Raw genomic sequence first — 20,470 nt, forward strand, 5'->3', positions numbered from 1 at the left:
ACTCAACATAATGAGTCACAGCCCGATCGCAGCGGATACAGGGAACGCTGCGCAGTTAAGAAGATAAGGGGGCAGGGATGTTGCTGGCAAAAAAGGTTAATCATCATCGTGTTATATCATTGTTAGCGCTGGCGCTAACGGTTGTTCCATTTACGCTACCACAGGCCGCTGTTATCGCCGCGATGCCCGGCACCGCGCACGCGTCAGTTTCGGTTTCCGACAGTCAGCAACGTATCCGCCAGGCGTTTTCCAGCGCCGATCAGCCATTTTATCTTGCGCCGCTGGCGACGCTGTATGCGTCCCGCCACATGCAGCCGCTCTGGCAGGATGAGCAGGCGGTTCAGAAGTTTCAGCAGCAGCTGGCTGAGGTGGCGCTCTCTGGCGTCCAGCCGCAGTTCACGCGCTGGGTTGACCGTCTGACTAACCCGGCTATCACCGGCTTTGCCCGTGACGTGACCCTCTCCGACGCCATGCTGGGCTACCTGCAGTTTGTCTCTAACGTGCCGACGCAGGGGGAAACCTGGCTCTACAGTAATGTTCCCTACAGGCTGACACAGCCGTCGGTGGCCGTGGTAAATCAGTGGCAGAATGCGGTCAATGCGGGCGCGAGCAGTACGTTTGTTGCTTCCCTGCAGCCGCAGCATCCTCAGTATCAGCCGATGCACGCTGCGCTGAAAGCGCTGCTCAGTGATAAACAGCCCTGGCCGCAGCTGAAGAACAGCGAAACGCTGCGTCCGGGGCAGGTCAGTGACGATGTCCCCGCACTGCGTGAAATTCTGCAGCGCAGCGGCATGCTGACCGCACAGAGCAACGCACCGGCTCCGGATGATGATGCCGTGCCGGTCGCTCCTTCACCGGTAACCCACAGCGATCAGCCGGTGGCAGTGAGTCCTTCCGCTACGCCGGTCAACGATCTGCCTGCGCCATCGCCGCAGTCACCCGGCAACGTTCAGAGCCAGACGCTGGAAGGCAACACCGCCAATGTCTATGACGAGACGCTGGTGGCGGCGGTCAAACGTTTTCAGCAGTGGCAGGGACTGGATGGCGATGGCGCTATCGGTGCCAGAACGCGGCAGTGGCTGAACGTCTCACCCCAGATGCGCGCTTCGTTACTGGCGCTGAATATTCAGCGACTGCGCCTGCTGCCGGATGATATGCACAACGGCATTATGGTCAACATCGCCAACTACTCGCTGATCTATTACAACAACGGCAACAAGATCCTCTCTTCCCGGGTCATTGTCGGGCGTCCCGATCGTAAAACACCACTGATGCGCAGCGCGCTCAATAATGTGGTGCTCAATCCGCCGTGGAATGTGCCGACGACGCTGGTGCGCAAAGATATCATCCCTAAAGTGAAACAGGACCCCACCTATCTCTACAAGCACGGTTATACCCTGCTGTCGGGCTGGAGTGCTGATGCTGAAGTGATCGATCCCAGCATGATCGACTGGCGCATGGTTTCCGCTGCATCCTTCCCTTACCGGATGATTCAGGCTCCGGGTCAGACGAATGCGCTGGGCCGATACAAATTCAACATGCCTAGTTCGGATGCCATCTATCTGCATGACACGCCAAACCATAACCTGTTTCAGCGTGATATTCGTGCACTCAGCTCAGGCTGCGTGCGTGTGAATAAGGCATCAGAACTGGCCGGGTTGTTACTGCAGGATGCAGGCTGGAACGACTCCCGTATTTCCAGCACCCTGAAAGAGGGGGATACCCGTTATGTGCCGATTCGCCATCGCATCCCGGTCAATCTCTATTACCTTACGGCCTGGGTTGCTGATGATGGCAAGCCGCAGTTCCGAACAGATATTTACAATTATGATGACACCGCCCGTTCGGGCAGTCAGGCACTGAGCCGGGCCAAACAGTTATTGCTCTAGTGATTGATTTTAAATCGTTAGCGGCGCACCTGGCACCGTAAGAAATATCCTCTGAGGGCGATTCCTTCGGGAATCGCCTCTCAAACACGCCCCAGATGGGTTGACGCTTACCTGAGAGAAAGTTATGGTTCGGCCTGTGCGCTTTTTGCACATTTCTATGGCTTCACTCTCAGGTAAACCGCTACATGTCTACTATTGATTCTTTTCGTCGCAACCTGCTGCTTTGCGGTAGTGCCGCCGCTGGACTGGCATTATTGCCCGCTTCTGCAAGGGCTTCGCTTTCAACATCTCGCCCGCGTGTATTGATGCTTAACAATCTTCACACCGGTGAAACCCTTAAAACTGAATTTTTTAATGGTAAGAGTTACGACAAGGATGAGTTGACACGATTAAATCACTTTTTCCGTGACTACCGCGCCAATAAAGTGAAAAGCATTGATCCGCACCTCTTCGATCAGATTTTCCGCCTGCAGGCACTGCTCGGTACGCGCAAACCTGTCCAGCTGGTCTCGGGCTACCGTTCACTGGCGACCAACAATATGTTACGTGAGAGCGGTCCGGGAGTCGCGAAGCATAGCTATCACACCAAAGGCCAGGCGATGGATTTCCATATTGAAGGGGTTTCATTAGCCAATGTACGTAAAGCGGCGTTATCTCTGCGTGCGGGTGGTGTAGGATATTATCCCCGCAGTAACTTTGTACATATTGATACCGGTCCGATCAGGCACTGGTAACGACACCGGCGACGCTGCGTGAGCCGGTCATGGAGCGTTATGAACTACCACATTATTCCTGTTACAGCCTTTGCCCAGAACTGTTCCGTTATCTGGTGCGACACCACCCGTGAAGCGGCTCTGGTCGATCCAGGCGGCGATGCCGATCTGATCAAACAAACGCTGGAACAGCTCAGACTCAGACCCGCTCAGATTCTGCTGACCCATGGGCATCTCGATCACGTCGGAGGCGCGGTCGAACTGGCGGCTTACTATCAGATCCCTATTGTCGGGCCACAAAAGCGGGATGCTTTCTGGCTGGAGGCGCTGCCCACGCAGAGCCGGATGTTCGGACTGGAAGAGTGCGCCCCTTTCACGCCGGATCGCTGGCTGGAGGAGGGGGAGAGTGTGCAGGTCGGGCTGACTACGCTGGAGGTCCTGCACTGCCCGGGCCATTCACCTGGTCATGTGGTTTTCTTTGACCGTCCCGGAAAGCTGCTGATTTCAGGTGATGTGATTTTTAATGGCGGCGTGGGACGAACAGACTTCCCGCAGGGCGATCATCAGCAGTTAATTAAGGCGATTCACACTAAATTACTGCCGCTAGGCGATGATGTGACTTTTCTGCCCGGTCACGGCCCGATCTCCACACTGGGACAGGAACGCATCAGCAATCCTTTCCTGCAGTAAATCAGACCTTTTGCTGCCATAAAAAATGGGCCCTCAGGCCCATTTTTGTTTATCGCCTGCCTCAGAGCACCGCGACAATCGCTTCGCACAGCGCCGACATGTTGTCCGGCGTCATGCCCGCCACATTCACGCGGCCAGAGTTAACGGCATACACAGCGAACTCTTCACGCAGGCGAATAACCTGCTCTTTGGTTAAGCCGCTGAATGAGAACATGCCGTTTTGCTTAATGATAAAGCTGAAGTCACGCTGCGCACCTTTCTCTGCCAGCGTGTTAACAAACAGCTGACGCATACGCTGAATGCGCTGACGCATGTCCGACAGCTCCTGCTCCCAGATGGTCCGCAGCGCGTCGTTACTCAGAATCGTCGCGACGACGGCCGCACCATGCGCCGGGGGATTGGAGTAGTTGGCACGAATGGTGTATTTCACCTGACTGAATGCGGTTTCTGCTACGCCGGCGTCGGCCGCTACCAGCGTGATGGCCCCCACGCGCTCATTGTAGAGACCAAAATTCTTCGAGTATGAGCTGGCGACGATCAGCTCCTGATGTGACGCGGCGAAAATACGCAGGCCTTCGGCATCTTCGTCCAGACCACGGGCAAAGCCCTGGTAAGCGAAGTCGAACAGCGGTAGCCAGCCATTTGCCTGTGAGATCTCTGCCAGCTTCTGCCACTGCTCCGCTGTCGGATCGATACCGGTCGGGTTATGGCAGCAGCCGTGGAAAAGCACCACATCGCCAGGCTGAACCTGACTCAGCGACGCCAGCATTCCCTCAAAATCAAGCGTATGGTTTGCTGCGTCATAATAGTGATATTCACACACCTCAAGACCGGCAGCATTGAACACATTTTTATGATTCGGCCAGCTGGGATTGCTGATCCAGACCCGTTTTACCGCCGTCTGCGTGGCCAGAAAATCTGCCGCAATGCGCAGCGCGCCTGTGCCACCTGGCGTCTGTGCCGTACGTGCACGGCGCGCGCTAATCAGTGGGCTGTCATTGCCGAACAGCAGGGCCTGCGTGCAGCGCGCGAAATCCGCCAGACCATCAATCCTGAGATAGTTTTTGGTGGTTTCGTTTTCCAGCAGATACTGCTCAGCCTTTTTAACACTGGTCAGCACCGGAGTCTTGCCGGTTTCGTCTTTATAGACGCCGATACCCAGATTGATTTTTTCAGGGCGGTCATCAGCACGAAACAGATCGGCGAGCCCGAGGATAGGATCGGCGGGTGCAGCAGAGATCGATTCAAACATGTGTCAGGTCCATTAGCGTGAACGTTTGCAAGAGGGCTCTCAGGTTAACGTCCGGCCAGGCAAATGCCAACCGTTTGCGAATCAAAATCCTCTATTTTGCGGTGCGGATTGCACGACGGTGAGATAAAGACGTTAACGCGGAGCGGAAGGGGGGTTAAGAAGTGCAGAGGTTGTAATTAACAACCATAAAAAAACGGGGCCGTGGCCCCGTTTTTCAACATGTTTAAAGCAGGATTAGAACTGGTAAACCAGGCCTACTGCTACAGTGTCATCAGAGTTCAGACCCAGACGGTTGTTGTCATCCAGCTGGTTGATCTGATAGTCCACATAGGTAGACATGTTTTTGTTGAAGTAATAAGTTGCGCCGACGTCAATGTATTTAACCAGGTCAGCATCGCCCACGCCTTCGATGTCCTTGCCTTTAGACTGAACGTAGGCAATGGATGGACGCAGACCGAAGTCGAACTGATACTGTGCAACCAGTTCAATGTTCTGTGCTTTGTTTACGAAGCCAGTTGTGGAGAAGGTGTTACCGTTAGCCAGAGTACCGGTAGCAGTGACTGGGGTTGAGTTACGTGTCTCACCGTACATTGCAGCCAGGTAAATGTTGTTTGCATCGTACTTCAGAGCAGTTGCCCAGTTTTCAGCGCGTTTACCCGCGCCCTGACCGGTAACAGTGGTCGTTGCATCACCGCCGCCATTCGCTTCGGAAGGAGTGACAGTAGTCTGTGCACCGGCTGCCTGAGCATTGGTACGGTCACTGCTGCTATATGCACCAACGATACCCAGACCGATTGGTGAGGTATAAGAGGTTGACACACCGTAGCCGTCGCCGTTAGAACGACGAATTGAGTCACGTTCGTTTTTGCCCTGATACTGAACAGCGAAGTCCCAGCCATCTACCAGGCCAAAGAAGTTGGTGTTGCGGTAAGTCAGCAGACCGGTGCTACGACCATTCATGAAGTTATCTGAGTATCCTGAGTCGCCACCGAATTCTGGCAGCATATCGGTCCAGCCAATTGCATCATAAACCACACCGTAGTTACGGCCGTAGTCGATTGAACCCGCATCGCCGAATTTCAGACCAGCAAAGCCCAGACGGGTTTTGTTGCCATTCTGTGCGTCAGAACCTTCAGAGTTGTTCGCCTGAATGTTGTATTCCCACTGGCCGTAACCGGTCAGCTGGTCATTAATCTGAGTTTCGCCCTTAAAGCCAAAACGAACGTAAGATTTGTCGCCGTTATTGCCATCGCCATTTGGTGCATCATTATCAGAGAAGTAATGCAGGCCAACAGCTTTACCGTACAGGTCCAGTTTGTTGCCGTCTTTGTTATAGATTTCTGCAGCATTGGCTGCGCCGGCGGCTAACAGAGCAGGGATAACCACTGCCAGAATATTGCGCTTCATCATTATTCATTACCCTCATTGGAGTTATTTGTACACCTGCCACTGCCGTAAGGAAATCTTTACAGAACCCTCAACGAAGTTTGGTGTCTTCCTGTGTCTGCACGCATCTTTCCATCCCCCCCGCCGTAATTCTAGCGCGAAAATGCTACTAAACTCGTAATCTGGTTTCTAAAGGAAAATATGTATTACAAAATGTAAAAAAGACGGAACTTTGTGAGAGAACTCAAAATTTACAAAAATAAAAAAAGGCCGGCAGTGCCGACCTCTTTATATATATGATTTTCTTATATTTAATGCCGAATGTCAGAAACTCGCATTACGTGGGGTGCGTGGGAAGGGGATAACGTCCCTGACATTTTGTACGCCGGTGACATAGGCGATTAAACGTTCAAAGCCAAGACCAAAGCCAGAATGCGGAACGGTGCCATAGCGACGCAGGTCACGATACCACCAGTAATCCTCTTTATTCAGCCCCATCTCTTCCAGACGCGCATCAAGTACATCCAGACGCTCTTCACGCTGTGAACCGCCGATGATCTCACCAATGCCCGGCGCCAGAACGTCCATCGCCGCCACGGTTTTACCATCTTCATTCAGGCGCATATAGAACGCCTTAATATCTTTCGGATAGTTTTTCACGACCACTGGCGCTTTGAAGTGTTTCTCTGCCAGATAACGCTCGTGTTCAGAGGAGAGGTCGATACCCCAGGACACCGGGTTCTCGAAGGTCTGACCGCAGTTCTTCAGGATTTCAATCGCATCGGTGTAGTCGACCTGAGCAAAATCGGTGGTGATGAAACGCTGCAGGCGCTCAACAGCCTCTTTATCGACACGCTCAGCAAAGAAGGCCATGTCGTCAGCGCGCTCTTCCAGCACCGCGTTAAAGACATATTTCAGCATGGCTTCGGCCAGTGCTGCGGCATCATCCAGCGAAGCAAACGCAATTTCCGGCTCCAGCATCCAGAATTCCGCCAGGTGACGGCTGGTGTTAGAGTTTTCGGCGCGGAAGGTCGGACCAAAGGTGTAAATCTTCGACAGGGCGCTGGCATAGGTTTCACCGTTCAGCTGACCTGATACGGTCAGGAACGCCTCTTTGCCAAAGAAATCTTCAGCGAAATCGACTTTGCCCTGATCGTCACGCGGCAGGTTTTCCAGATCCAGCGTCGAAACGCGGAACATCTCGCCTGCGCCTTCGGTGTCTGACGCCGTGATCAGCGGGGTGGAGACCCAGAAATAGCCATTTTCATGGAAGAAACGGTGCAGCGCCTGCGCCAGAGTATGGCGGACGCGGGCAACCGCGCCAATCAGGTTGGTGCGCGGACGCAGGTGAGCCACTTCACGCAGATACTCAATGCTGTGGCGCTTAGCCGCCATCGGGTAGCTGTCCGGATCTTCCACCCAACCCACCACTTCCAGATGGGTCGCCTGAATCTCAAACGCCTGGCCCTGGCCCGGCGAAGCCACCACTTTACCGGTGACGATAACCGAACAGCCCGTGGTCAGACGCAGCACTTCATCCTGATAATTATTCAGAGAATTATTGACGACAGCCTGAACGGGATTAAAGCAGGAGCCGTCATACACGGCGATGAAGGAAAGACCGGCTTTGGAATCTCTTCGGGTACGCACCCAACCACGTACGGTGACTTCACTGTCAACCGCGACGCGACCGTGCAGTACGTCCGCTACAGGCACTACGCTCATAAATATCTCTCTATATAGAAGAAGTGAGTAAAAAAAGTTGCCCCATCCGGGGTTTTGCTATGTTACTTGCGAGTCTTCAGGAAACAAGCAAAATTCAGGCTGAAAACAGATTTATTACAGCAGAGGCGGGGCGTATTGACGCCCCGATAAGAGGGGATTTAACTCGCTTTTTTCACCAGCGGCAGGTCAAAGGCTTTACGCAGCGCTCTGACAAAAGCTTTGTCCTGACAGATCGTTTTACCCGGGCTGTCGGAGAGTTTCGCCACCGGTTTACCGTTGCACTGCACCAGTTTGATGACGATATTCAGTGGCGTGACGCCCGGAATATCGCAGGTCAGGCGGGTCCCGATACCGAAAACCACATTCGTTCGCTGACCAAAATGGCGGTAAAGCGCCAGCGCCTTGTCGAGATTCAGATTGTCAGAAAAGACCAGATTTTTGCTTAAGGGATCGATACCCAGCTTCTGATAGTGGGCGAGCGCTTTCTCACCCCACTCAACCGGATCGCCGGAATCGTGGCGCAGACCCTGATAACGGCGGGCGAACACCGGGCCAAAGTCGCGCAGGAACGCATCCATGGCGATACAGTCGGTCAGCGCAATACCCAGCTGGTCGTCATACTCATCCAGCCACGCCTGAAGTGCTGCCCGCTGGCTGTTCGCCAGAACGGGACTAATCTGCTGGAACGCCTGAAACCACTCGTGCGCCTGGGTTCCCACTGGCGTGAGTGACAGGCGGCGCGCCAGGTCATAGTTACTGGTACCAATCAGCCAGGGGAAATCCTGTTTCAGCGTTGCGACAATCGACTGCTGCACATCCTGTGAATAGCGACGGCGGGTGCCGAAATCCATCAGGCGGAAGCGTGACATGTCGAGGTCGGCCACCTGCGCGTTAAAGTCGCTGAGCTTATGATGCAGGTGGTCAATCGCCTGCAGAGTGGTGACCTGCGGTGTGCGATTACGATGCACAATCTCGCTGATCAGCGCCAGCAGCGGCACCTCCCACAGTATCACTTCACGCCACGGCCCCTGAATACGAAGGTCCAGCTTGCCGTGGTGATTGCGCACCTCAACCTGCTCCGGTTTGTAGCGGAACTGGCGAAGCCAGCTCAGGTAATCTTCGCGAAAGAAGGGAAGATGAGACAACCAGGTCGCTTCATCTTCAGTCAGCGCCAGATTTTGCATTGCGGTTATCGCGTCACGAATTTCGTCAGCGTAGAGACCCAGCAGTTCGTCGCCGCGGCAGCGAAACTCCGCCGTCACCGTTACGTCGTGGTAGCGGTGGAAAACGGCCTGCTGCATATGGAGCTTATAGGCGTCCGTATCCAGCAGCGAGGTCAGTATCGGGGAAGCATGTCCTGTCATGGCGCGTTTCAGCATCCTGTTCGGTGGCGCAGAGCCCGGTGTTGTACACAGTCATAAAGACGCAAAAGTATAATTCACTATCTGACGCCGATCACAGCATATTTCAGTCCGGCGGGTCGAGGCCAATCTGTGCCTTTGTTAACAAACTGTAGACATTTCACCCTTTAGCTGCATTGTGCGTGGCAAGCTTGTTGTAACAAGCTTAGACTTTGCCGGTAAACTTATAACAACGCGAGACGGAATATGACGCAACAGCCCCAAATCAAGTATCGCCACGACTATCGTGCGCCTGATTACACCATCACCGACATCGATTTAACCTTTGAACTGGATGCGTCGACCACCCGCGTAACGGCCATCAGCCAGGTCAAACGGCTGGGCGACAGCCAGGCTGAGCTGCGCCTGGACGGAGAGGCGTTAACGCTGATTGCGCTGGAAATCAACGGGCAGCCCTGGACGGCGTTCCGTGAAGAAGAGGGGGCGCTGGTCATCAGTCAGCTGCCGGAAAGCTTCACCCTGAAAATCATCAACGATATTCATCCGGATCAGAACACCGCGCTGGAAGGACTGTACAAATCGGGTGAGGCGCTCTGCACCCAGTGCGAAGCTGAAGGCTTCCGTCATATTACCTGGTATCTCGATCGCCCGGATGTGCTGGCGCGTTTTACTACCACCATTTATGCCGACGGCAATCGCTATCCCTACCTGCTCTCCAACGGTAACCGGATCGACGGCGGCCAGGACGATCAGGGGCGCAACTGGGTGAAGTGGCAGGACCCGTTCCCGAAACCCTGCTATCTCTTTGCGCTGGTGGCGGGCGACTTCGACGTGCTGCGCGACAGCTTTACCACCCGCTCAGGCCGTGATGTGGCGCTGGAGATCTTCGTCGACCGCGGCAATCTCGACCGCGCTGACTGGGCAATGACCTCGCTGAAAAACAGTATGAAGTGGGATGAGGAGCGTTTCGGTCTGGAGTATGACCTCGACATCTTTATGATCGTGGCAGTGGACTTCTTTAATATGGGGGCGATGGAAAACAAAGGCCTCAACGTCTTTAACGCCAAATATGTGCTGGCCAAAGCTGAAACCGCGACCGACAAAGATTATCTCGGTATCGAAGCCGTGATTGGTCATGAATATTTCCATAACTGGACCGGTAACCGTGTGACCTGCCGCGACTGGTTCCAGCTCAGCCTGAAAGAGGGGCTGACGGTCTTCCGCGATCAGGAGTTCAGCTCCGATCTGGGCTCGCGCGCGGTGAACCGCATCGATAATGTGCGCATCGTTCGTGGTGCACAGTTCGCCGAAGATGCCAGCCCGATGGCGCACCCGATCCGCCCGGATCAGGTGATCGAAATGAACAACTTCTACACCCTGACCGTGTATGAAAAGGGATCGGAAGTGATCCGCATGATGCACACGCTGCTGGGTGAGGAGAATTTCCAGAAAGGCATGCAGCTCTATTTTGAGCGCCACGACGGCAGCGCGGCAACCTGTGATGATTTTGTTCAGGCGATGGAAGATGCTTCAAACGTCGACCTGTCGCAGTTCCGCCGCTGGTACAGCCAGTCGGGTACACCGGTCCTGACGGTCCGTGACGACTATAATCCGGAGCTGGAACAGTACACTCTGCATGTTACCCAGCACACGCCAGCCACCGCCGACCAGAAAGAGAAGCTGCCGCTGCACATTCCGCTGGATATCGAACTCTATGATGGTGAAGGCAAGGTGATCCCGCTGCAGCATAATGGTCAGCCGGTACATCATGTGCTGAATGTTACCGAGGAGTTCCAGACCTTTATTTTCGACAACGTCTACTTCCAGCCAGTGCCGTCGCTGCTGCGTGAATTCTCTGCGCCGGTGAAGCTCGACTATAAGTGGAGTGACGCGCAGCTTACCTTCCTGATGCGCCATGCCCGCAACGACTTCTCCCGCTGGGATGCGGCTCAGAGCCTGCTGGCTACCTATATCCGCCTCAATGTCGCCCGCTATCAGCAGGGTCAGCATCTGTCGCTGCCGCTGCACGTCGCCGACGCATTCCGCGCAGTGCTGCTTGATACCGACTGCGACCCGGCACTGACCGCGCTGATCATGACGCTGCCGTCAGAAAATGAGATTGCCGAGCTGTTTGACGTTATCGATCCGCAGGCCATCTCACTGGTGCGGGATGCGTTGCAACGTACGCTGGCGCGCGAACTGGCCGATGAATTCTTTGCAATTTACAACGCCAATCAGCAGCCAGAGTATCGCGTGGAGCATGAGGCGATTGGTCAGCGCAGCCTGAAAAATATCTGCCTGACCTATCTCGCCTTCAGCGATGCGCAGCTGGCGGACAAACTGGTGCAGGCGCAGTATCAGCAGGCGACCAACATGACTGATGCGCTGGCCGCTCTTTCTGCCGCTGTGGCGGCGCAGCTGCCGTGCCGCGATGCGCTGCTGGCGGCGTATGATGAGCGCTGGCATCAGGATGGTCTGGTCATGGACAAATGGTTTGTGCTGCAGGCGACCAGTCCGGCTGCCAACGTGATGCGCAACGTGCGTCAGCTTCTGACGCATCGCTCCTTCACGATGAGTAACCCGAACCGCGTTCGCTCGCTGGTGGGTGCCTTTGCCTCCGCGAACCCTGCTGCTTTCCATGCAAAAGATGGCAGCGGCTATAAGTTTCTGGTCGAGATGCTGACTGACCTCAACACCCGTAATCCGCAGGTGGCGGCACGGATGGTGGAGCCGCTGATTCGCCTGAAACGCTATGACGAAACGCGTCAGACGATGATGCGCGAGGCGCTGGAAGAACTGCTGACGCTGGATAAACTCTCTGGCGATCTCTACGAGAAAATCACCCGGGCGCTGAACGCCTGATAATAAAAAGGCGGAGCGTCTGAGACGGCCTCCGCCTTTTTTTAGCGCTGCTGCGCCAGTCGCACCGGTGGAGTGCGCTCTGTACGCTGCATCACCCGATCCAGCACCTCCGCTTCCAGCTCGGCGAGTCGTGCCGATCCCCGGCGTCGCGGCCTGGGCAAATCGACCTGAAGATCCAGCCCGATCTCTCCCTCCTCAATCAACAGCACCCGATCCGCCATCACAACCGCCTCACTGACATCGTGCGTGACCAGCAGCACGGTAAAGTGATGCTGCTGCCACAGCGACTCAATCAGTCCCTGCATTTCGATGCGGGTCAGGGCATCCAGCGCCCCCAGTGGCTCATCCAGCAGCAACAGACCGGGACGATGGATCAGCGCCCGGGCCAGCGCAACCCGCTGTTTCTGGCCTCCCGACAGCGCGGCAGGCCATTCATCAGCACGATCGGCCAGTCCGACTGCCGCCAGCGCATCCCGCGCCGCGCTGCGCCATTCGCGTCCGCGCAGCCCCAGGCCGACGTTATCGATCACTTTTTTCCACGGCAGCAGTCGCGCATCCTGGAACATCAGACGGGTATCGTCGCGCGCCGACTGCAACGGTGCATTGCCCGCCAGCAGCTCACCGCTGGAGCAGTGCTCCAGTCCAGCCAGCAGGCGCAGCAGGGTACTTTTGCCACAGCCGCTGCGGCCCACGACCGCCACAAACTGACCGGAAGGGATATGCAGGTCAATTTTATTGAGAATGGTGCGGTTGCCATACTGTTTGCTGACGCCGTTGACGCCAACCGGGGTGCCGGTGTTGAGGCGTGCCGGTGAGAGAATCGAACTCATGCGTTCTCCTCCTTTAATTGATAAGCGGGATGCCAGCGCAGCCAGACACGCTCCAGCAGCAGCGCGGCGACATCCGCCAGCTTACCGAGCAGGGCGTAGAGAATGATGGCGACCACCACCACATCCGTCTGCAGAAATTCCCGTGCATTCATCGCCAGATAGCCGATGCCGGCGTTGGCGGAAATGGTCTCCGCGACGATCAGCGTCAGCCACATCAGGCCGAGGGCGAAACGCACGCCGACCATGATATTCGGCAGCGCGCCGGGCAGGATCACCTGGATAAACAGACTCCAGCCGGAGAGGCCGTAGCTGCGGGCCATCTCAACCAGCCCGCGGTCAATATTGCGGATGCCGTGATAGGTGTTGAGGTAGATAGGGAAGAGCGTGCCCAGCGCCACCAGGAAAATCTTGGCCGACTCATCAATACCGAACCAGAGGATCACCAGCGGGATCAGGGCCAGATGCGGCACGTTGCGCAGCATCTGAACCGAGGTATCGAGCAGACGCTCACCGGTTTTTGAGGTGCCGGTAATCAGTCCAAGTATCAGACCGATGGAGCCGCCGATAGCGAAACCGACCAGCGCCCGCCAGCTGCTGATCGCCAGGTGCTGCCACAGTTCGCCGCTGACCGTCAGCTGCCAGAAGGTGGTCACGATTTTCTCCGGCGCGGGCAGAATGCGGGTTGATAACCAGCCGGTTTGCGAGGCAATCTGCCACACCACGATCAGCAGGAGAGGCAGCAGCCATGGCACCAGCGTATCGGCAAGACGTTTTCGGGTTCTGGCCATTCTGCTCTCCTCAGCCCCGGGCGACTTTTTTCTCAGGGGTAAAATCGTTGGCTACCGCTTCACCGTGCGCCTGAACGACGCGAGGCTGCGGGACCAGCGGCACCTGCAGGTCGAGATGCGGGAACAGGAGTTCCCCGACGCGATAAGCCTCTTCCAGATGCGGGTAGCCTGACAGAATAAAGGTCTCGATACCCAGCGCTTCATACTCTTTGATCCGGGCGGCAACGGTCGGGCCATCACCCACCAGCGCGGTTCCGGCACCGCTGCGCACCAGACCGACACCTGCCCAGAGGTTCGGGCTGATTTCGAGCTTGTCGCGGCGACCCCCGTGGAGCGCGGCCATGCGACGCTGCCCGACAGAATCGGCGCGCTGGAATGCCGCCTGCGCTTTGGCGATGGTGGCGTCATCCACATTGGCAATCAGCCGGTCAGCCGCCTGCCAGGCCTCTTCATTAGTTTCTCGCACAATCACATGCAGACGAATACCGAACCGCACGGTCCGGCCCTGAGCGGCCGCTTTCGCGCGCACCTGCTCAATCTTCTCTTTGACCTGCGCAGGCGGCTCGCCCCAGGTGAGGTAGACATCAACCTGCTCCGCGGCCAGCTCCTGCGCCGGTTCTGAGGAGCCGCCAAACCAGAGCGGCGGACGAGGCTGCTGGACCGGTTTAAACATCAGTCGCGCCCCGCGAACGTGCACATGCCTGCCTTCATAGTCGACGGTTTCCCCCTCAAGGACCCGACGCCAGACGCGGGTAAACTCGGCGGACTCCGCGTAACGCTCGCGGTGATCGAGGAACACCCCGTCGCCCGCCAGCTCTTCCGGATCGCCGCCGGTCACCAGGTTGAACAGCGCCCGCCCGTTAGAGAGGCGATCCAGGGTGGCGGCCTGACGGGCGGCCTGCGTCGGTGAAATCACACCCGGCCGCAGCGCCACCAGAAAACGCAGACGCTGAGTGACCGGAATCAGCGAGGCGGCCACCAGCCAGGCATCTTCACAGGAGCGGCCGGTCGGGATAAGGACGCCGCCAAAGCCCAGACGGTCAGCGGCCTGCGCCACCTGCTGCAGATAGGCATGATCAACCGGTCGCGCCCCTTCAGCCGTGCCAAGATAGTGTCCGTCGCCATGGGTTGGCAGGAACCAGAAAACAGATACGCTCATTGTTGCTCCTTATTGCGTGACGGTGTGGGGATGCCAGAGACGATCCTGAATCGTCACTTTGACTGGCAACAGATGATTGGCATAAAAGAGATCGGCGGTGCGCTGCTGCGCGGCGGCCGTTTCGGCACTGACCGGTGAAATGCGGGTCGGCGGCCGGTGATCCAGATAGCTGGCGATAACCGGTTCGGGCAGGCCCATCGCCTGAGCCAGCAGGGTTGTACTCTGCTGCCGCTGGCTGATGGTGAGCGCATCGGCCGCACTGAACGTGTCGAGCACCTGCTGAATAAAGGCGCCATGGGCTTCGGCATAGCTGCGGGTCGCTAAATAGAACGAGCCGGTCAGGTTGAGCGAGCTGCCGTCGATCAGCAGGCGCGAGTTACCCTGCTGGAGCACGGAGGAGTAGTAGGGGTCCCAGATAGCCCAGGCATCAACGTTGCCCTGCTGGAAAGCGGCGCGGGCATCGGCGGGCGTCAGATAGACCGGCGTAATATCGTTAAAGGAGAGTCCCGCCTGCTGCAGCGCGCGCAGCAGCAGATTGTGCGAGCTGGAGCCTTTCTGGAAGGCGACTTTTTTCCCTTTCAGATCCGCCACCTGTTTCAGGGGGCTGTTTTTCGGCACCAGAATCACTTCTGATTTCGGTTTCGGCGGTTCAGAACCTACATAGAGCAGATCAGCGCCCGCGGCCTGCGCAAACAGTGGCGGAAGGTCGCCGGTGCTGCCGAGATCGATGCTGTTCACATTCAGCGCTTCCAGCATCTGAGGGCCCGCCGGGAACTCGACCCACTTAATATGCGTATGGGGAAAACGCTTCTCCAGTAACTGATGCGACTTTGCCAGCACCATGCTGACTGAGCCTTTCTGATAACCGATACGAATCTCAGCCGGATCGGATTCGGCGGCCTGAACCTGAAGGCCCGCCAGCAGAAGTCCCGCAACCAGCCACTTTCCTAATCTCTGCTTCATTGCTCTTTCCTTAAACCGCTTGCGCAACGGGGTGGTGGGGACGGGTCAGCGCCAGCCAGAAGGCGGAAACCGCTTCATCCAGACGCTCTGCCAGAGAGGCCTGTAATTCAGGCTGCCGGTCATAATGAACCACCTGATGATCCTCGGCATAAACGCCGTGCAGAATCTCCTGCGCCTTCAGGGCATTGAGAACCGGCTTCAGGGCGTAGTCGAGCGCCAGCATATGACCGGCACTGCCGCCGCTGGCCAGTGGCAGCACCACTTTATGTTCCAGCGCGCGTTCCGGCAGCAGGTCAAGCAGGGTCTTCAGCGCCCCCGAAAATGAGGCTTTATAGATCGGGGTCGCCACAATCAGCCCATCCGCTGAGGCCAGGTCCTCGCGTAATGCCAGCAGGGCAGGCGCATCAAAGCGCGCATTGATCAGATCGTCAGGCTGAAAGTTGTGAATATTCCAGGGAATGACTTCAACGCCACGCGCCTCCAGCTTGTGCTGACACAACGTCAGCAGGGAAGTTGAGCGGGAGGGGAACCGTGGGCTGCCTGCCAGCGTAATAACTCGCATCATCACTCCTTATAACTAAAAGTTATTGATTATCAAATGTTGAGAACTTATGCCTTCATACTGTCAGAGCAGGGCAGTGGGCTTAAATGATTTATCCGGCAAAGTAAGCGTAAAAACTGCAAATAGAAGCGGCGGAAACCGGCGCGCATCCGTAAGCGTTCCGAATATTCTTAATTTCAGGGCAAACAGAGAAACGATTCATTAAGGAGGGTGATGCGAGATCGCAAAAACAGGCGGGATGCCCGAAAAAAATCGCTCTCGTCTGATTGCCTGAACATTCTGATTGTGACCAATAACCTCATTAAGCGCAGCGGCCGGGTCAGAAGCAGCACGGAAACTGACTGGTGGTGGGCTTCCTTCGTCTGCTATTAGGATTTATGCCATAAGGCAGAGTGTAATAAAAATGAAGGAATGGTGACGTTTTTCACGGATTCAGACGTTCGCTTACAGATTCCTGAATCTGGTTACGTCTGCTTTATCACCTATTTTTAAATCAATCCTCAACGGTTTTAACATTGCAGCAGGATATTGATGCACGTCTTTTAACAGTGATAGTCCTGTGAAACGTTAAGATATTTTTTACGACTGGTCTTTTTTTACGAAGCCGGTTTAAGATAATCGGGCTGAATCAAAGAAACAGAATATCAGCCTCTCACTCTTTTCATCGCTTCGCCTCTGGTCAGGACCTGCATCAGGCAGGTGAATCGTTTTGTTATTTTTAACAGCTGAGAATTACCTATGTCTGACATCCTGTTATCCGTAATTATTCCAACCTACAACGTTGAGAAATATATTGTCGAGTGCGTTGATTCCTTATTGCGCCAGGTTAAATCTCCCAATGAAATTCTCATTGTGAATGATGGCTCCACCGACGGAACGCTGGCCTTACTTGAACAGAATTATGCGCATCTTTCCCAGGTGAAAATAATTACCACGGAAAACGGCGGCGCCGGTCGTGCTCGCGATGTGGGCATTGAGCAGGCCAGAGGCCAGTTCCTCTTTTTCTGCGACCCGGATGATGTCGTGGTTGATGGGCTGGTGGCGGAACTTGCGACGGTCGCGGAACAGCACCCGGAAACCGACCTGTTCTGTTTCAACTCCTGCGTTTTTCGGGATGGGCAGATTGATGTCACCTCACCTAAAGTCAGACACGAAATTTTTGGCCAGCAGAAATCGCAGGAGGTCTTTTTGCATCTGCTGCGAAACGGCAGATATACCTCGGCGGCCTGGAGTTATATCGTCAGTAAGCGAATTGTTGAGCAGCATAAATTACGCTTTGTTGGACGCGTTCATGAAGATCACAACTTCACGCTCTCCGTGTTTGTAAAAAGCCAGCAGGCCTGGGTCAGCCGTCAGGTTTATTATAAACAGCGTATCCGTAATGGCTCGCTGACCAACAGTACCAAAAGTAATGAGTTTTTCTATCAGCGTTATAACGCTTTTATGCACGCCTACAGTACGTTAAACAGCTCGATCACGAAATCCGCCTGGCGCAGTTCGCTGGAGAAAGCCTATTTAGTTCATTCGTTTCGCCTGATGATCTACCTGTCACTCTATAATGGCACCCCCGTGCCGGAATATGTCCTGAATGCCATCCGCTTCCTGGGCCGTAATGTCAAAACAGAAAACGTCAAGGAGTGGCTACTGTTCAATCGCCCTGAACTCTTTATTGCGTTACAGCATTACAAGGTTAAAAAAGAGCTCAGTCGTGCCGCCTGATCCTGCAAAAGCAGCCGGATTCTGAAAAATTTGAAGCGATATTGTTTATGCCTTAGCGAAATGAGAAGGTGAGACATGCAATGTGTATAAGGTTGTTGCGTCATGGCAAAAGTACTCGATAAAAGTCTGATTATTAATATTTTTTCGCTGCTGGCGTATCGCGGCGCGTCGTTTCTGTTTCCGCTGGCTACGCTGCCCTATCTGGCCCGTGTTCTGGGGGTAGAACAGATGGGTACGCTGGCGCTGGCGATCGCCTGCGTGCTCTATTGCAGTACCATCTCCGACTGGGGATTCAATGTCTTTACCACTAAAGATATTGCTCACCATCGTGACGACAAGGAGCGTGTCAGTCAGCTCTTCTGGTCCACTTTTAACGCCAAGCTGATGCTGCTGCTGCTGACCAGTGGCACGCTGCTCACCGCCACCTGGTTTAATCCCGCCTGGCACTCACTGTTCTTTATTGTGCTGGCGAACTGCACGACGCTGGTTGGCTCGCTGTTTTCCTTTGGCTGGCTGATGCAGGGCTTTGAGAAGCTGGGCAAAACCGCAGTTATCGCCACCTTCGGTAACTTCTGCGCCATTCCGCTGACCTTTTTGCTGGTGAAATCTCCGCAGGACACCTGGCTGGCTGCGCTGATCCCTGGCGTCGTCTCCATGATCAGTGCGGCGATAACGCTGAAGTTTGTGCTGGAGATGAAAGTCATTGGCCATTACCGCTTTGAACCGCGTGAAATTAAACAGCGCATCACCGACAGCATGGATGTCTTTATTGCCATTGCCGGGGCCAACCTGTTTAACAGCGTCAACGTGGTGATCCTGGCAACCTTTACCTCTACCTATATAGTGGGGATCTATAACGGTGCCGATCGCCTGCGTAAAGCGGCAAACTCCGTGCCGGAGCAGATCGGGAGCGCCTTCTTTCCGCGCGTCAGCCACCTGTTTGGCCGGGATAAACGCGCCGCGATTGCCGCAACACGCAAAAGTCTGCTGCTCTCATTCTCTCTGAGTCTGTCGATTGTCATCTTTACCTGGTTTTTTGCTGACCTGGTCGTCTCGATTTTACTGGGTAAAGACTTTATTCCGTCGGCGGATGTGCTGCGCGTCTTCGTACTCTGCTTCCTGTTTGGCAACATCGCCTATCCGGCCGGATTACAGATCCTGATCCCACACGGTCTGGCGCGCCAGCGTATGTGGGTCATGATGGCGGCGGGGGTGATTAACGTACCGCTCTGCTGTTTCCTGGCCTGGAAGTTTGGCGCAATCGGCGCGGCATGGTCGATGGTGGGTGCGGAAGCGTTTGTCTGTCTCGGCATTTTTGGCATCATGCATCGTCACGGTATCCTGCGGGAATATCTCTTTCCCTCTCAGGTGGAAAATCGCCCCGTAAACGATTCCGCTGCGTAAGATCAAAGCAAACTCACTTAATTTTCCGCCTTTCCGCCCTTCGATTTACTTTTGCGCCAGAGCACTTTACCATTCTGGCGCACAATTTCCCGTGCACCGACTTTCACGATTGCTTCCGTCCTTCAGGAGAGTGCATGTTTTATCCTATCGTCCGACCGGCGCTGTTTAAGCTCGACCCCGAACGCGCGCACGAACTCACCTTTCAGCAACTGCGCTTTATGAATGGCACCCCGCTGGAACGGTTTTATCGCCAGAATCTGCCGTCGCGTCCGGTCACCTGTATGGGACTGACCTTTAAAAATGCCCTTGGCCTGGCCGCGGGCCTGGATAAAAACGCGGAGTGCATTGACGCCTTTGCGGCGATGGGCTTCGGGTTTGTTGAAGTTGGCACCGTCACGCCGCGCGCTCAGGCAGGCAATGATAAGCCGCGCATGTTCCGACTGGTTGAAGCGGGCGGGATTATCAATCGCATGGGATTCAATAATCTGGGGGTCGATCACCTGGTCGAAAACGTGAAAAAAGCGCGTTTTAACGGCGTACTGGGGATTAATATCGGCAAAAATAAAGATACGCCGGTTGAGCAGGGAAAAGAGGATTACCTGATCTGCATGGAAAAGGTGTATGCCCACGCCGGTTATATCGCCATCAATATTTCCTCACCTAACACTCCCGGTCTGCGCTCACTGCAATATGGTGAGGCTCTGGATGATCTGCTTTCCGCCATTAAACAGAAACAAAAAGCGCTGGAACAGCGTCATCTCAAATATGTTCCGCTGGCCGTAAAAATTGCTCCGGACCTCTCTGAAGAGGAGTTAATTCAGGTAGCGGACAGTTTAGTACGTCACCAGATTGATGGCGTGATTGCGACGAATACCACGCTCGATCGCTCCCTGGTAACGGGGCTTAAGCATGCTGAGGAAGCCGGTGGCTTAAGCGGACGGCCTGTCCAGTCGCGCAGCACGGCGGTCATTCAGCGCCTCTCACAGGAACTGCAGGGACGCCTGCCGATTATCGGCGCAGGCGGCATTGATTCTCTGACCGCTGCGCGTGAAAAGATTGCGGCAGGGGCTACGCTGGTTCAGATCTATTCAGGCTTTATTTATCAGGGGCCAGGATTAATTAAAGATATCGTCACACATCTCTAAGACAATTCTCACAATGCTTCGC

Annotated in this window: 16 protein-coding genes; 7 read left to right on the forward strand and 9 right to left on the reverse strand. The window is 55.2% G+C overall.

Going from position 1 to position 20,470, the window contains the following annotated elements; translation table 11 throughout:
* Positions 1-77: 77 nt before the first annotated feature.
* The 3 genes from ldtD (at position 78) to HFD97_RS02595 (ending at position 3,292) form a co-directional block, all read left to right on the forward strand.
* Complete coding sequence (ldtD, locus tag HFD97_RS02585; RefSeq protein WP_154927899.1) at positions 78-1,889, forward strand: L,D-transpeptidase; 1,812 nt, start codon at positions 78-80, stop codon at positions 1,887-1,889.
* Between the two features lie 185 nt (positions 1,890-2,074).
* Positions 2,075-2,623, forward strand: coding sequence for a YcbK family protein (locus HFD97_RS02590; protein ID WP_009091085.1), 549 nt, complete (start codon positions 2,075-2,077; stop codon positions 2,621-2,623).
* A gap of 39 nt (positions 2,624-2,662) precedes the next feature.
* Positions 2,663-3,292: an MBL fold metallo-hydrolase gene (locus HFD97_RS02595; RefSeq protein WP_167431046.1), complete on the forward strand. Its 630-nt coding sequence runs from the start codon at positions 2,663-2,665 to the stop codon at positions 3,290-3,292.
* Between the two features lie 61 nt (positions 3,293-3,353).
* Here the strand turns inward: HFD97_RS02595 and HFD97_RS02600 are convergent, their stop codons facing one another.
* From HFD97_RS02600 to pncB, 4 genes are all read right to left on the reverse strand, one after another.
* On the reverse strand, positions 3,354-4,544 hold the full coding sequence (locus HFD97_RS02600; protein ID WP_167431045.1) for an amino acid aminotransferase: 1,191 nt from the start codon (positions 4,542-4,544) through the stop codon (positions 3,354-3,356).
* 234 nt (positions 4,545-4,778) lie between these two features.
* Entirely contained in the window at positions 4,779-5,954 is a 1,176-nt protein-coding gene (ompC, locus tag HFD97_RS02605; protein WP_280116905.1) for a porin OmpC, read from the reverse strand.
* A 300-nt stretch (positions 5,955-6,254) separates the two neighbouring features.
* Positions 6,255-7,655 carry an asparagine--tRNA ligase gene (asnS, locus tag HFD97_RS02610; RefSeq protein ID WP_009091079.1) on the reverse strand — a complete coding sequence of 467 codons (1,401 nt, stop codon included), beginning with the start codon at positions 7,653-7,655 and terminating at the stop codon, positions 6,255-6,257.
* 158 nt (positions 7,656-7,813) lie between these two features.
* A complete protein-coding gene (gene pncB / locus HFD97_RS02615; protein ID WP_167431044.1) occupies positions 7,814-9,019 on the reverse strand; it encodes a nicotinate phosphoribosyltransferase in 1,206 nt (401 codons plus the stop codon).
* A gap of 243 nt (positions 9,020-9,262) precedes the next feature.
* Here pncB and pepN point away from each other — a divergent pair, with 243 nt between their 5' ends.
* Positions 9,263-11,878 carry an aminopeptidase N gene (gene pepN, locus HFD97_RS02620; RefSeq protein ID WP_167431043.1) on the forward strand — a complete coding sequence of 872 codons (2,616 nt, stop codon included), beginning with the start codon at positions 9,263-9,265 and terminating at the stop codon, positions 11,876-11,878.
* Between the two features lie 41 nt (positions 11,879-11,919).
* On the opposite strand, the gene ssuB is transcribed toward pepN, so the two are convergent.
* From ssuB to ssuE, 5 genes are read right to left on the reverse strand one after another with little or no spacing between them, the layout of a single operon-like run.
* Entirely contained in the window at positions 11,920-12,708 is a 789-nt protein-coding gene (ssuB, locus tag HFD97_RS02625) for an aliphatic sulfonates ABC transporter ATP-binding protein (protein ID WP_167431042.1), read from the reverse strand.
* Complete coding sequence (gene ssuC / locus HFD97_RS02630) at positions 12,705-13,496, reverse strand: aliphatic sulfonate ABC transporter permease SsuC (protein ID WP_058957440.1); 792 nt, start codon at positions 13,494-13,496, stop codon at positions 12,705-12,707. The genes ssuB and ssuC overlap by 4 nt, the downstream gene beginning before the upstream one ends.
* Before the next feature lie 10 nt (positions 13,497-13,506).
* Positions 13,507-14,655, reverse strand: a complete 1,149-nt coding sequence (gene ssuD / locus HFD97_RS02635) for an FMNH2-dependent alkanesulfonate monooxygenase (RefSeq protein ID WP_111209024.1) — start codon at positions 14,653-14,655, stop codon at positions 13,507-13,509.
* Between the two features lie 9 nt (positions 14,656-14,664).
* The gene (locus tag HFD97_RS02640) at positions 14,665-15,618 is read right to left on the reverse strand and encodes a sulfonate ABC transporter substrate-binding protein (protein WP_009091067.1); all 954 of its coding nucleotides are present in this window, start codon (positions 15,616-15,618) and stop codon (positions 14,665-14,667) included.
* Positions 15,619-15,628: 10 nt separating this feature from the next.
* Positions 15,629-16,180 carry an NADPH-dependent FMN reductase gene (ssuE, locus tag HFD97_RS02645; protein WP_167431231.1) on the reverse strand — a complete coding sequence of 184 codons (552 nt, stop codon included), beginning with the start codon at positions 16,178-16,180 and terminating at the stop codon, positions 15,629-15,631.
* A gap of 738 nt (positions 16,181-16,918) precedes the next feature.
* On the opposite strand from ssuE, the gene HFD97_RS02650 reads away from it, so the two are divergent.
* From HFD97_RS02650 to pyrD, 3 genes are all read left to right on the forward strand, one after another.
* Positions 16,919-17,899: a glycosyltransferase family 2 protein gene (locus HFD97_RS02650; protein WP_140028306.1), complete on the forward strand. Its 981-nt coding sequence runs from the start codon at positions 16,919-16,921 to the stop codon at positions 17,897-17,899.
* 102 nt (positions 17,900-18,001) lie between these two features.
* Positions 18,002-19,303, forward strand: coding sequence for a flippase (locus tag HFD97_RS02655; RefSeq protein ID WP_167431041.1), 1,302 nt, complete (start codon positions 18,002-18,004; stop codon positions 19,301-19,303).
* 134 nt (positions 19,304-19,437) lie between these two features.
* Complete coding sequence (gene pyrD / locus HFD97_RS02660) at positions 19,438-20,448, forward strand: quinone-dependent dihydroorotate dehydrogenase (RefSeq protein WP_111208088.1); 1,011 nt, start codon at positions 19,438-19,440, stop codon at positions 20,446-20,448.
* Positions 20,449-20,470 lie beyond the last annotated feature (22 nt).

Origin of the sequence: Pantoea sp. EKM103V, from assembly GCF_011800365.1 — a bacterium.
GTDB lineage: Bacteria > Pseudomonadota > Gammaproteobacteria > Enterobacterales > Enterobacteriaceae > Pantoea > Pantoea anthophila.

Bases quoted from the DNA above. Each gene is read 5' to 3' on its own strand.
- ldtD (WP_154927899.1), top strand. From the start codon at position 78: ATGTTGCTGGCAAAAAAGGTTAATCATCATCGTGTTATATCATTGTTA.
- HFD97_RS02590 (WP_009091085.1), top strand. From the start codon at position 2,075: ATGTCTACTATTGATTCTTTTCGTCGCAACCTGCTGCTTTGCGGTAGT.
- HFD97_RS02595 (WP_167431046.1), top strand. From the start codon at position 2,663: ATGAACTACCACATTATTCCTGTTACAGCCTTTGCCCAGAACTGTTCC.
- HFD97_RS02600 (WP_167431045.1), bottom strand. From the start codon at position 4,544: ATGTTTGAATCGATCTCTGCTGCACCCGCCGATCCTATCCTCGGGCTC.
- ompC (WP_280116905.1), bottom strand. From the start codon at position 5,954: ATGATGAAGCGCAATATTCTGGCAGTGGTTATCCCTGCTCTGTTAGCC.
- asnS (WP_009091079.1), bottom strand. From the start codon at position 7,655: ATGAGCGTAGTGCCTGTAGCGGACGTACTGCACGGTCGCGTCGCGGTT.
- pncB (WP_167431044.1), bottom strand. From the start codon at position 9,019: ATGACAGGACATGCTTCCCCGATACTGACCTCGCTGCTGGATACGGAC.
- pepN (WP_167431043.1), top strand. From the start codon at position 9,263: ATGACGCAACAGCCCCAAATCAAGTATCGCCACGACTATCGTGCGCCT.
- ssuB (WP_167431042.1), bottom strand. From the start codon at position 12,708: ATGAGTTCGATTCTCTCACCGGCACGCCTCAACACCGGCACCCCGGTT.
- ssuC (WP_058957440.1), bottom strand. From the start codon at position 13,496: ATGGCCAGAACCCGAAAACGTCTTGCCGATACGCTGGTGCCATGGCTG.
- ssuD (WP_111209024.1), bottom strand. From the start codon at position 14,655: ATGAGCGTATCTGTTTTCTGGTTCCTGCCAACCCATGGCGACGGACAC.
- HFD97_RS02640 (WP_009091067.1), bottom strand. From the start codon at position 15,618: ATGAAGCAGAGATTAGGAAAGTGGCTGGTTGCGGGACTTCTGCTGGCG.
- ssuE (WP_167431231.1), bottom strand. From the start codon at position 16,180: ATGCGAGTTATTACGCTGGCAGGCAGCCCACGGTTCCCCTCCCGCTCA.
- HFD97_RS02650 (WP_140028306.1), top strand. From the start codon at position 16,919: ATGTCTGACATCCTGTTATCCGTAATTATTCCAACCTACAACGTTGAG.
- HFD97_RS02655 (WP_167431041.1), top strand. From the start codon at position 18,002: ATGGCAAAAGTACTCGATAAAAGTCTGATTATTAATATTTTTTCGCTG.
- pyrD (WP_111208088.1), top strand. From the start codon at position 19,438: ATGTTTTATCCTATCGTCCGACCGGCGCTGTTTAAGCTCGACCCCGAA.